Genomic DNA, 12,262 nt, shown 5'->3' on the forward strand with positions numbered 1-12,262 from the left:
TATATTTTTTAAAAAAAACTGATCCAACAATGTCTCGAAATCTGCTCTCTCTCCTTTTCATCTTTTTATTTACATTTTTCTCTTCTCATGTGGTCTACGCTCAGGTAGGACAACCCGAAAGTTTTAAAAACGGTGTTGTCACTTCTGCCGACCAATACGCCTCAGAAGCCGGACTCGAAATTCTCCAGAAAGGCGGTAATGCTATTGATGCAGCCGTTGCCGTACAATTTGCATTAGCGGTCACACTTCCCAGGGCAGGAAACATCGGCGGTGGTGGCTTTATGGTGCTTCACACTCAGAACGGAGAAGTCAATACGTTAGACTTTCGGGAGAAAGCACCTTCCAGGGCATCCAGAGATATGTACCTGGACGAGGACGGAAACTATCTCAGTGAAAAAAGTAAAATCGGAGGCCTCGCCTCAGGAGTGCCGGGTACAGTTGATGGCATGATTACCGCCCTAGAAAGATACGGCACCTTTGCTCTCGAAGTTGTGATGGAACCGGCCATTCGGTTAGCTGAAGAAGGCTACACATTGACGCATTCTCAGGCCAGGTCGTTAAACAGTGCAGCGGATCGATTGCGTGAATTTGAGGGCTCCAGAGAGATCTTTATTAAACCTGACGGATCACCCTGGAATGCCGGAGATCAATTTGTACAAAGAGACCTTGCCGAAACATTGAAAAGAATCGCTAATATGGGAAGGCGGGGATTCTACTCAGGTTTAACGGGAAGAATGATTGTGGATGAAATGAGGCGTGCCGGTGGTATTATAACCCTGAGAGATCTGCGCGACTACAAAAGTGTATGGCGGGATCCCATTAAAGCTGAGTTCATGGATTATGAACTCTTTATGATGCCTCCGCCCAGCAGCGGTGGTATTGTGTTCAAACAGGTTCTGGAGATGCTTCACGAATTAAATATCGAAGAGTACAGCCTCAATTCTGCCGACTATGTTCACCGCTTGGCCGAATCATTCAGAAGATCATTTGCAGATAGAAATTATTGGCTTGGAGATCCTGATTATGCAAACGTTCCTATGGAAGAACTTCAAAACAACCGGTATCTGACCAACCGAATTTCAAACTTTGACCCAAAAAATGCCTCTTCCAGTGAAGATATTTCCCATGGAGAATTCAACGAATATGAAGAAAGTGATGAAACCACTCACTTTAATGTAGCCGATCAATATGGAAATGTTGTAGCTGTGAATACCACGCTTAACGGTTCATTTGGAAGTTTTGTTACCGTTAGCGGGGCCGGTTTTTTGATGAATAATGAAATGGATGATTTTTCTGCCAAACCGGGCGAACCCAATATGTTTGGCCTGATTGGTGCTGAAGCCAACTCAATTGAGCCCGGTAAACGAATGCTCAGCAGTATGAGCCCGACTATCGCAATCAAGGATGGCAAGCCTGTTTTTGCGGGTGGAGGTGCAGGCGGACCCCGAATCATTACGGCAACCCTTCAAAACTTCCTGAATATTGCCCTTTTTGATATGAATGCTCTTGAAGCCATTTCAGCACCCCGAATACATCACCAGTGGCTGCCCGATCAACTGTATGTAGAAGGGCTCTACTTCTCTGAAGATACCATACATAATTTGACTGAATATGGACATCAGGTGCAAAAGATTGGGAACATTGCCCTTACCCATTTAATCCTGATCGACCCCGAAGGCCTGATGCAAGGTGCAGCAGACAGCCGGAGCTACGGAAGTGTAGCAGGTTATTAACCCGGAGATTTATGATGTCTCAGTTTCTACTTTCTGCTTCTTCAGTTCCGGACTTGCAGCATTAGTAGCTTCCAAAGGGTGAATTGGAAACAGGATCGCTATGGAGTTTTTCTGATCATCCAGAATCATTTCTCCCTTGATCTGCTTGGTTAAAGAACGAACCAGTTTCATGCTCAATTCCGTTTTGTTCTCCCAATCAAAAAGATAAGGTGGAAGCTGTCCATTTTCGCGTACCACAATATAGAACTGCTCATCATCAGCATAGAGATCAATACTGATAACGCCTTCTACATCTGATACATGAACGTGTTCGTACACCTGGCTTAGTATTTCATTGATTACCATACAGACCGGTACTGCACGCTCCAGATCCATCAGCAGGTCACCGGCATAGAGTGAGATATCCGCTCCTGTACTTTCATGTCTGTAATCCTGCTCTAACCTGTTCGACAGTTTGATGACGTATGACTTAAGATTCAAAGAGTTATGATTTCCAGACTGAGAGAGTAGTTCGTGCAGAAGTGAAATAGCCCGAATCCTGGATTTTGACCCTCTCAGGGTTTCAACCATAGATTCATCACCGGTCCGTTTCAGCTGCAGTTCAAAAAGTGCAAGTATAATCCCAAGATTGTTCTGAACCCGTCCGTGAATTTCGTTTAGCAGCAGGTCTCTTTCAGAGAGAGCTTTTTTAAGATCTTTCTCCCGTTTCTTTAATGCTGATGTCTGTTTATCAACTTCATCACTGAGGCTGTTATTCCAGGACGAGACGAGATAAATTCCGGTTAGTCCAACTGTCAGAATTATTCCAATAGATATCCAGAATATCAGCTGATAGGATTCCGTTGCCAGGAATATTTTTTCCACGGCTATGGTTTCAGAATTCACTACGGCTTCAGCTATACCCCGGTTTCCTAAAATTCTTCCTCCCACTACAAACATCAAAACTACCACTACCACAGAAGAAATTGCACCATAAATCCAACCGAGCGTTACCTGCTCTTTGGGTGCTGCTTTCATCAGTTTGTTGCGGTGTCGCAGTACGAATGGTGAGAAAAGAAATAGTAAGGGACCCACTATCAGAATTGATTGAAAAAATGCGCCGGTCCACCACCCGTTCCAAATTTTTACAGTCAAAACTGCATTCAATCCCTGATCCAAACTCCACACAAATGAACCCAGCGAACTGGCCATTGCAGCAACAAGTGACACAACTGTAAAAAAGGCAACGCTCTTTATACTTCTTAAATCAATTGAAACCGGTACACAATGGTAAGCAAGGGCGTAAATACCGAGCCCCAGTACAAATGAAAAAGCAAACAGCAGAGACCACTGGATAGGCATTTGAGTAGAAAAAGCGATCACAAAGGAAGAAAGAAATACTGGGATAAATCCCCATTCAAAACCCATCCAAAAAAGTAAAAGGGACCCAATAATTAACGGAGGATAGATTAGAAAGAATTTGATGATGTTGACTTGATCAACATTGGCAGAAACCCAGCTTTCCGGAACCATAGCCAATACAGAATAGATGGAGAGTCCGATTAATACGACCCACCCTAAAATGGAAATGATTACTTTTAATTTGTTCTCCTGGAGCTTGCCCAGTAACTGATCCAATGCAAGCGGACTCCAATAACGGTTCTCATTTTCCGGTCTCTGTACATCCATGTGGTCCCTTAATCTTAATTACGTAATATTAGAATGTTCTAATATAGAGATTAATTCTCTTTCCCTAATGAGGGTCTCGAAAATTCTAATTTTACAGCCCAACTAAAAATCTGGCTTGAAGGAGGTAACGTAAAAGCTTGCTGTACAGACCTATATGAGATGGGTCGGCAAAAAAAGGGCTATCAAATAAGCTTAGCAATCATAGATATGGCGATGGCAATGACCAGAATTGAAAAACCCAACTGTACCCTGTCGGCCGAGGCTTTTTTATTTAGCTTCACTCCAAAAAATCCGCCTACGAATGCTCCCATCACAAGTGGCAAGCTTGTCCCAAAATCTACATAACCCAGGGTAAATGATGTGATTCCTTCAGGAGCATTTGAGGCCAATGCATATTGTAACCATCCGGAAAGTGAAATCAATACAATGGCCAGCGAGGAGATACTCACCGCTTTCGCAATGGATAAACGGTACCACAGGTTCATAATGGGAACAAGTACAATGCCTCCACCCACACCTGCAAGGGCAGCTATCAATCCTCCCAAACCCCCGGCTCCCAACTGCTTTAACCACCCTGTTTTTTTTGCTTTCAGCTGAAGAGTTACATTAGACTTACTTCTTCTGTAAAACAGAATGGATACAAAGACCAACAGAATTACAAAAAATGAAACAAAGACATCTTCTGTGTAATAACTGCTCGTAACGATTTCTTTACCAAAATAGACGCCCAGAGAACCGAACAACCCGATAATAATTCCCTCTCTCCAATAGGAATTTTTATTGTTCTTCTGCTGAATACTACTGCTTACCGCAGCCGTAAACGTACAGAAAAGTGAGCTACCTACTGTCCAGGATACAGGAGAACTTACTCCCAATGATGTAAATAGAAAGAATAGAATTGGAGAGAATAGCAATCCGCCGCCTACTCCAAAAAAACCGGCCATCACACCGGCAACCAAACCCAGTAGCAGTAGTAGAATAAACATTTACAGCTCTATTTTACCAGTCATATAGGTCACAGCTGAACCCCCAATTTCAACTCTGTCACCTAACATTTTACACTGAATTGCACCGCCTCGTTTAGACAGTTGCCGGGCTTTCAAATTGTTCTTAGATAAACGTTTTGCCCAAAATGGAGTGAGTACGGTATGTGCGGAGCCTGTCACCGGGTCTTCGGGCACTCCAACGGCAGGTGCAAAAAACCGGCTTACAAAATCTTCGTTTTCTCCGGGTGCAGTTACAATAATCCCCCTCGCTTCCATCCTTTCCAGAATCAGCAGGTCCGGCTTCATTTTGGCTACCGTCTCCTCATCGTTCACCAAAATCAGGAGATCCACATTCATACCGGTATAGATCGGAATGGTACCGAGGGCATCCGGTATAAGTTTAGGAACCGGAATTGGTTTAGGAGGCTGAGAAGGGAAATTCATCCAATAGAGTCCCTCTCTTTTTTCTACAGTTAGTAAACCACTTTTTGACGCAAACCGAATTGTTTTCTCTTTAAACCCCTGATGATTAAACAGAACGTGAGCTGTTGCGAGTGTAGCATGTCCGCACAGGTCCACTTCGGTAGTGGGTGTAAACCAACGTATTTTAAAAGACCCATCACTCTCAGGAGTATAAAATGCTGTTTCTGATAAGTTATTTTCTGACGCTATGGCCTGCATTGTATCAACACCCGGCCATTTTTCAAGCGGAACAACGGCTGCAGGGTTACCGGAAAATACTTGATCTGTAAAGGCGTCAATCTGAAAAATTTTCATCTGTAGACTAATTTTTTAGAAAATGTACAAAATTGATCTGAGTAATCCATTTAACAGATCCTTTGGAATTTTACATTCAGATTGCCAAAATCCCCTACTGAAGTGCCTCTAAACGTTTTTTTGCCCGTTTTTTAGCCTCTTCGCTATTATCATGATTTAACACAATTTCATAAAAGTGTTCAGCTTGTGACACATCATTCAGTCTTTCGCTCGTTCTGCCCGCATGATATGCTGAAAGTGCCTGAATGGGGCGCTTATCTGGATTTGGCAGTTGCTGGCCAATCCGGTAAGATTGAGTAAACGATTCAATGGCATTCTGCATATCACCTGTCTGATATTGAGAAATTCCCTTCCAATAGTAAATCTCTTCGAGTAAAATCATGTTTTCCGGGAGGGAGTCATCATTCATGTACTCAATCGATTCCGTAGAAAAAACAATGAGCTCCTCATACCGTTTCAACTCGTGTAATGTTCGTACATAAAGTCGGCGGAAATAGCTGTTACTCGGATATTGATCCACCAGTTGTCTGAAATAGAGAAGTGCCTTTTCATAATCACCTTCATAGTTTAACAGTATGTTGCCTAAAAAATAGGTCGCTTCCGGTCTTGCAAAAACTCCCTCTTCAGAGGCAACTTGCAGAAGCTCCAGGCCCTCCTCTCGATTACCATCCGGCAAGAACCAGGATACAGCCCTGACAGCAGGATAATTCTCGGGTATATAAGCAGCGTAGTATCGCTTCATTCCTTCTGCAAAATCGTTATCAGGCAGTGATGGTAAAACTTCCATAAGCCGGGAGTAGGCCTGATAAGCCCTTCTTCCAATATTTGCGGCGGTAAGCCACTCTTCTCGATTTGAGTGGTGACGCGCAGTGTATCCATTGGCAATTGCCCGGATAATTAGCGCATCGGGATGATCCCGATGGTTTCGAAGAAGTTGAGAAGCTTCATAATCTGCCCGCCTCATCACATGAAAAAATTCATCATCATACTGCTCATTGTGCAGGTCGTTTAAAACCGACCACCAGAGCTCCATCCCGTTCCACAAAGTCCAGAGCGGATGGTCGGGGAACTGCTCCATCCATGGATTTAAAATCTCTCTTGCACTATCGGGGTTCCGATTATAAAGGGAATCAATTGCAGTCTGGGCATCCCCTTTAAATTCTTCATTTTCAATTAAGATGGGAGTCTGTGCCTCTATTATATGTGGACTTATCCCAACCAGGAGGAAGGTCACGGCTACAAAACAGTGGCGACAATTCATACGCATAGAGAAGATCGTTACAGCTATTTAAGGGTCTCTAAAAACCACCCTTCTGTTAAATCCAGCGCTTCATTAAATGCATCCGGAAAGTTCTCTTCTTCAAACGGATGCGATACATTAAACGTATGGCCTGCTTTTTCTATTAAGCGTACTTCCTTCTCATCCGATGGACATGCACGATACAACTTCTCGGAGTCGCTGAAAGGAACAGCTTCATCCTCTTTGCCCGCGATAAATAGCGCAGGAATGTGAATTTCCTCCACCCTCTTGATAGCCATCAATCTGTCGGCATTTGCCAGTGCATCTTCGTACACCACCTTACCAATTTTCATGATTTGATTAGTGCGAGAATTTTTAATCTCCGTATATCCACGGCTTTTCCAATCCTCTATCATCTGATCACTCCAGCGCGCATTGTAATCGGCAACTGCACTCCAAGTTACAAGACTCATAATTTCGCTGTACTCTGCAGCTGCAGCTATAGCTGTATGCCCGCCGCGTGAGTGCCCGAAAATCCCCATCCGATCAGAATCGAGCTGTGCTTTATCCGATGCAATCTCTTTACTTTTTACGGCTTCAATAACTCGTCCTATGTCGTCCAAATCCTGACTCAGAGTCTCTCTTTCAAAGAGATCTAACTGATCGAAATCGAGCATGTTCTCTCCCACTCCGTTCAGGGAAAAATTCATAGCTAGTACAGCAAACCCGGCTCTCGAAAGTTCCTCGCATGCATCAGGAAATGCGCCCCAGTCCTTAAATCCCTTGAAACCGTGTACAAATATGATAAGCGGCTGCACTGTAGCCACCGATACTGAGGGCGTGTAAAGATCGTAGTAAATCGGCAGATTTTCACTGGATGGTATAGATCCCGATTCTTTTATCACGCTGTTCGTTTTCACGCTCCCTCTCTGTTAAAGTCGAGCGTATCCAGCTTAACCAGTCTTCGAAGGTCATTAATCTCTTTCTGTTTCAAATATCGCCAGCGACCAATTCTCATGTCTTTATCATTCAAGCCGGCATATCTGATTCGTTTCAGTCTAACTACATCCGCTCCAAAAAATGAAATCATTCTGCGGATCAGGTGATTTCTTCCCTCAAATACCGTGATGGTTATAATGTTAGGTTTATAGTTACTTCTTTTGATCTGATGCGGTTTGATAAAACCATCCTCCAGCTCAATTCCATTAACCATCTGCGTCAACTCATCATCTGTCAGTATCCGGTCGCTTTCTACTTCGTAGGTTTTCTTTACCTGATAGCTTGGATGCATCAGGCGATGAGCCAGATCACCATCATTGGTCAGTATAATAAGCCCCATGGTATTCCTGTCTAAGCGGCCTACCGGGTACACACGATATCCTGTGGCATCTTCTACTGCATCCAGTACGGTATTTCGATCTTTCTCATCATCCGTAGTGCTGATGGTATCTTTTCCTTTATTCAGGAGAATGTAAACAAAAGGTTCAAGTGATACTCTCTGGCCTTCTACTTCTATTTTGTCGTCCGTAGAAACTTTTGTCCCCAGCTCAGTTACCACTTTACCGTTGATCTTCACTTTACCATTTTCGATATATTCATCAGCATCTCTTCTGGAACAGAATCCGGCGTGTGCTATGTATTTATTCAGCCGAATCTCATCCCTCAGGTATTTTCCCTGATTGGCGCGATTCGACATTTCCGGGGAAGAATCGGCTTTTTGGGCCTTGCGTGGTTTTCTAGGCTTTCTGTTACGGTTCGTGTCCCGATTTGAATCTCGGCTTTTTTTATCGGGTCTTGATGGACGTTTCTTCTTCATTTTGCTCTAATTATAAATTAATCTGCATCTAAAAATCTCTTAGACTTGAATGTATTTTTATGACAATCTAATTGTGTGAAAACGGTTATGTGCTAAATATACTTATCTCCTCTGACTACTTTCACTGGGTTCGCATATACGATAACTGCATAGTTTTCGAAATAGTGCTCAGCAATTTGATCAATAATTTTATTACCCACTTCTCTACTTACCACAGTCTCGATTTTAACATTTTTACCCTCAAAGTCACTTACTCGTGTTCCACGTGATCCTTCCCCTTCAACATCGGTAATTGTATATCCTTTGCCACCATTATCCCTGATCAGATCTACTAAATCATCTCTTAAAATTCTCTCCGTTACAATTGTAACCAGAAACAGTTCTGTTAACTTCATATTAACCTCCAAACCAAGTTGCGATTAAGTAGTAAAGTGGAATACCCAGGGTAATGTTAAAAGGAAAAGTTATTCCAAGTGATGCTGTAAGGTAAAGCGTAGGACTTGCTTTTGGTAACGCAATTCTGACAGCAGCCGGCGCAGCAATGTAGCTTCCGCTTGAAACCATTGCAGCAAAAACAGAACTGCCGGCTATGCTTAAGCCCGACCAAAGGCCTACAATGATTGCTAAAATTCCAAATAGGATAGGTACCACTATACCAAATCCCAACAAGAATAATCCCGCTTTCTTCAGATCTCCGAGCCTGCGAGCTGTAATCATTCCCAATTCTAATAGAAACAGTACTAAAGCCCCTTGAAAACCACCCACAAAAAATGGGGCCACCGGCTCAAAACTAACCGGACCGGCAAGATACCCAATAACCAATCCTCCCAAAAGTAAGATAATACTACTTCCGGTAACCACTTCATGAAGTGCTTTTTTAATAGATCCGGATCCTGAATTGATAATTTGAGGTATCATCAAAGCTACAATAATACCCGGAACCTCTAAAAGTGCCACCAAAGCGGGAAGAAAACCTTCCGGTGATTCCCCTAAACTTTCGGCATAACTAATGGCGGCAATGAAGGTTACGGCCGATACAGATCCGTAGTGAGCAGCGATTCCGGCCGCATTTGAGATATCGAACTTACCCATATATCTCAAAACTGCAAAAGCTATAAGCGGAGTTATAATACCTAAGGCAATTGTTGCTACAACCGGCCAGATAAAATCCGAAAATGCCGTTGTACTAAGTTCTACCCCTCCTTTTAAACCGATCGCTAGCAGCAAATAAATCGATAATGCCTTGTAAATAGGTTGGGGAAATTCTAAATCACTTTTTACGACTTTTGCAATAATTCCCAAAACAAAAGCCATCACAATAGGTGATGTGAAATTTGATAGCAGAGATTCCATTAACAGTCAGTAGTTATTTTAATTTCAAAAGAGTCGAATCTAAATAAAATAACAGGAAATATTAAGTGATTTGTGATCTCCCGTGTAAAATGAAGATATAACATATCTAACCTATGATTGCGTGGATATCTTTCGTTTTTGAGAATTGTATAAAACTTCTGGCCACCGGGCTCAGTTTTTTACCTTTGGGATATACCAATTTCCAGTTATTTACATAGGGCAGTCCTTCGACGTCGAGCACGGAAATTTTGCCCATCTTTTCTTCGTTTATCAGGCTGTATCGCGAAACTAATGAGATTCCGATTCCTGCCATAATTGCCTGTTTTACAGCTTCGTTAGTACTCAGCTCCATCACAATTTCTGGGTTAATATTTTCCTGATTAAACAGGTTTTCCATTACCAACCGTGTTCCGGATCCAGTTTCACGAATCAAAAAATCAAACTCTTCGAGCTCTTTCCATTGAATATTTTTTTTGTTGGCAATATCATGTTTAGGTGAGGCTGCCAGCACCAAAGGATTTGACAGAAATTCGACATACTCAAGAGACATTTCATCGGGGAGCTGAGAAAAAACAGCCAGATCGCAACTATTTTCTTTTAGTAGAGATGTAACCTCAATTCTATCTGTTACTTTTAATGAGATTTGAACTTGCGGAAACTCATTTCTAAACTCTCCAAGAATATACGGCATGAAATATTTTGCCGTCGATACTGCCACAATACTCAATTTACCTTTCATCACCCCTTTCAACTCCGTTAGAGCCATATCTAAATTTTTTAGCTCATTTGTGATTTTCTTATGCGAGTTGTAGAGTTCAATGCCTGCCTCGGTCAAATGGAGCTGTTTGCCAATAACCTCAACAAGGTCAATTTCGAAATGCTCCTGTAATTTTTTCACCTGTATTGAAACGGCCGGTTGACTCATAAATAACTCTTTTGCCGCTTTGGTGAAGCTCCGATTTTTTGCCACGGATGCAAAAACGTCCAACTGGTGAAGCGTGTAAGACATAAACAATAGATTATGATTATTATCATTTATGTTAATTATTATTTATGAAAAAAGCACTCTATTTTTTCACCGCAAATCTAACAATCGAACAAAAAATAATGAGCACGACAAAAACAATTACTGTTGCACACGGAGACGGTATTGGCCCTGAAATAATGGAGGCTACCTTAAAAATTCTGGATGCTGCTAATGCCAATTTAGATTACGAATCAATTGAGATTGGTGAAAAGGTTTACAGAAAAGGCATAAAATCGGGCATTGAAGATCAAAACTGGGATATCATCTCAAAGAATAATGTTCTACTCAAAGCCCCCATTACTACTCCCCAGGGAGGCGGTGTGAAAAGCCTAAATGTTACTTTACGAAAAACACTCGGTCTATTTGCAAATGTGAGGCCTTGCAGGGCATATCATCCATTTGTTAAAACCAAACATCCGGATATGGATGTTGTAGTTATTCGTGAAAATGAAGAGGACACCTACGGAGGTATTGAGCACAGGCAAACATATGAAGTGTATCAATGCCTGAAATTAATCACCCTTCCCGGCACAGAAAGAATTGTCCGTTACGCATTTGAGTATGCGAAATCGAATGGCCGACGCAAAATAACCTGTTTCACAAAAGACAACATTATGAAATTGACAGATGGTCTGTTTCACGATGTGTTTAAAACAGTTGCCCAAGAGTATCCCGACATCGAGTCTGAAAATTTAATCATTGATATTGGAACAGCCAGGCTTGCAGACACTCCCGAAAAGTTTGACGTGGTGGTGATGCCAAACTTATATGGGGATATTGTATCAGACATTACAGCACAGATTTCCGGATCAGTGGGCATGGTAGGGTCAGCTAACATTGGAACAAAAACAGCTATGTTTGAAGCCATTCACGGGTCAGCGCCGGACATTGCCGGCCAAAATATTGCAAATCCATCAGCGCTTATTCAGGCCGCAGTAATGATGCTAAGACATATTGGCCGGTTTTCTCAAGCTGATAATATTCATAATGCCTGGCTTAGAACTCTTGAAGATGGAGTACACACACCGGATATTTATAGTGCTGAGAGTAAAAAGAAAGTAACAACACAGGAATTTACTCAGGCTGTTATTGACAGATTAGACCAAAAACCGGTTACCCTTGCCAGTGTTTCCACATCAGGGGACGTTAAAGTTAAGATGCCGGAATTAAAAATCAGCAGATCTGAAAACAGGCCTTCGGCAACTCAAAAGAGAACTCTTTCAGGAGTGGATGTTTTTGTTTATTGGGAACCGGATAATGTCAATTTACTAGCGCAAAGGCTTAAAGGTGTAGTTGGTAACGAATTTGAGCTGACGATGATTACAAATCGAGGTACGAAAGTATGGCCTAATGCTAACCCGGAAACATTTTGCACTGACCACTGGCGATGCAGGTTTAAATCTAAAAATGGCAAAACAACTCAGTTTAAAGTTGTTGATCTCCAAAAAAGATTGACAAAGCATGCCGTTGATATCATCAAAACTGAAAACCTCTATCTATTCGACAATGAACCGGCCTTCTCATCCGGACAGGGTGAGTCATAACTGGTAGTTAACAATTAGTCTGCCATCTCTTTTGATACAGGATCGATTTCCACTTTCAGTTCCATGAAACTGACTAAAGATTTGATTAAATTTGAAGTCTAGTTATTCATTAATAAGT

11 protein-coding genes are annotated in these 12,262 nt (G+C 42.2%); 2 read left to right on the forward strand and 9 right to left on the reverse strand.

Annotation, left to right across the window (positions count from 1 at the left end):
- Nucleotides 1–29: 29 nt before the first annotated feature.
- Entirely contained in the window at nt 30–1,733 is a 1,704-nt protein-coding gene (gene ggt / locus CWD77_RS07050; protein ID WP_101072775.1) for a gamma-glutamyltransferase, read from the forward strand.
- 9 nt (nt 1,734–1,742) lie between these two features.
- On the opposite strand, the gene CWD77_RS07055 is transcribed toward ggt, so the two are convergent.
- From CWD77_RS07055 to CWD77_RS07095, 9 genes are all read right to left on the reverse strand, one after another.
- A complete protein-coding gene (locus CWD77_RS07055) occupies nt 1,743–3,401 on the reverse strand; it encodes a histidine kinase dimerization/phosphoacceptor domain -containing protein (protein ID WP_101072776.1) in 1,659 nt (552 codons plus the stop codon).
- Between the two features lie 182 nt (nt 3,402–3,583).
- Nucleotides 3,584–4,387 (reverse strand): sulfite exporter TauE/SafE family protein, encoded by an 804-nt coding sequence (locus CWD77_RS07060; RefSeq protein WP_101072777.1) that lies wholly within the window; start codon nt 4,385–4,387, stop codon nt 3,584–3,586.
- Nucleotides 4,388–5,164, reverse strand: a complete 777-nt coding sequence (locus CWD77_RS07065; RefSeq protein WP_101072778.1) for a PhzF family phenazine biosynthesis protein — start codon at nt 5,162–5,164, stop codon at nt 4,388–4,390. It lies immediately after the preceding gene.
- A gap of 94 nt (nt 5,165–5,258) precedes the next feature.
- Entirely contained in the window at nt 5,259–6,425 is a 1,167-nt protein-coding gene (locus CWD77_RS07070; protein WP_165779095.1) for a tetratricopeptide repeat protein, read from the reverse strand.
- A gap of 23 nt (nt 6,426–6,448) precedes the next feature.
- Nucleotides 6,449–7,324: an alpha/beta hydrolase family protein gene (locus tag CWD77_RS07075; RefSeq protein ID WP_101072780.1), complete on the reverse strand. Its 876-nt coding sequence runs from the start codon at nt 7,322–7,324 to the stop codon at nt 6,449–6,451.
- Entirely contained in the window at nt 7,321–8,220 is a 900-nt protein-coding gene (locus tag CWD77_RS07080) for a pseudouridine synthase (RefSeq protein ID WP_240596694.1), read from the reverse strand. The genes CWD77_RS07075 and CWD77_RS07080 overlap by 4 nt, the downstream gene beginning before the upstream one ends.
- A 92-nt stretch (nt 8,221–8,312) precedes the next feature.
- A complete protein-coding gene (locus CWD77_RS07085; protein ID WP_101072781.1) occupies nt 8,313–8,615 on the reverse strand; it encodes a DUF3240 family protein in 303 nt (100 codons plus the stop codon).
- A gap of 1 nt (nt 8,616) precedes the next feature.
- A complete protein-coding gene (locus CWD77_RS07090) occupies nt 8,617–9,573 on the reverse strand; it encodes a sodium-dependent bicarbonate transport family permease (RefSeq protein WP_101072782.1) in 957 nt (318 codons plus the stop codon).
- A 106-nt stretch (nt 9,574–9,679) separates the two neighbouring features.
- On the reverse strand, nt 9,680–10,582 hold the full coding sequence (locus tag CWD77_RS07095) for a LysR family transcriptional regulator (RefSeq protein ID WP_101072783.1): 903 nt from the start codon (nt 10,580–10,582) through the stop codon (nt 9,680–9,682).
- Between the two features lie 98 nt (nt 10,583–10,680).
- Between CWD77_RS07095 and CWD77_RS07100 the strand changes: the two genes are divergently transcribed.
- Nucleotides 10,681–12,144: an NADP-dependent isocitrate dehydrogenase gene (locus CWD77_RS07100; protein ID WP_101072974.1), complete on the forward strand. Its 1,464-nt coding sequence runs from the start codon at nt 10,681–10,683 to the stop codon at nt 12,142–12,144.
- Nucleotides 12,145–12,262 lie beyond the last annotated feature (118 nt).

The organism is Rhodohalobacter barkolensis, from assembly GCF_002834295.1.
Classification (GTDB): domain Bacteria; phylum Bacteroidota; class Rhodothermia; order Balneolales; family Balneolaceae; genus Rhodohalobacter; species Rhodohalobacter barkolensis.

Bases quoted from the DNA above. Each gene is read 5' to 3' on its own strand.
- ggt (WP_101072775.1), top strand. From the start codon at position 30: ATGTCTCGAAATCTGCTCTCTCTCCTTTTCATCTTTTTATTTACATTT.
- CWD77_RS07055 (WP_101072776.1), bottom strand. From the start codon at position 3,401: ATGGATGTACAGAGACCGGAAAATGAGAACCGTTATTGGAGTCCGCTT.
- CWD77_RS07060 (WP_101072777.1), bottom strand. From the start codon at position 4,387: ATGTTTATTCTACTACTGCTACTGGGTTTGGTTGCCGGTGTGATGGCC.
- CWD77_RS07065 (WP_101072778.1), bottom strand. From the start codon at position 5,164: ATGAAAATTTTTCAGATTGACGCCTTTACAGATCAAGTATTTTCCGGT.
- CWD77_RS07070 (WP_165779095.1), bottom strand. From the start codon at position 6,425: ATGAATTGTCGCCACTGTTTTGTAGCCGTGACCTTCCTCCTGGTTGGG.
- CWD77_RS07080 (WP_240596694.1), bottom strand. From the start codon at position 8,220: ATGAAGAAGAAACGTCCATCAAGACCCGATAAAAAAAGCCGAGATTCA.
- CWD77_RS07085 (WP_101072781.1), bottom strand. From the start codon at position 8,615: ATGAAGTTAACAGAACTGTTTCTGGTTACAATTGTAACGGAGAGAATT.
- CWD77_RS07090 (WP_101072782.1), bottom strand. From the start codon at position 9,573: ATGGAATCTCTGCTATCAAATTTCACATCACCTATTGTGATGGCTTTT.
- CWD77_RS07095 (WP_101072783.1), bottom strand. From the start codon at position 10,582: ATGTCTTACACGCTTCACCAGTTGGACGTTTTTGCATCCGTGGCAAAA.
- CWD77_RS07100 (WP_101072974.1), top strand. From the start codon at position 10,681: ATGAGCACGACAAAAACAATTACTGTTGCACACGGAGACGGTATTGGC.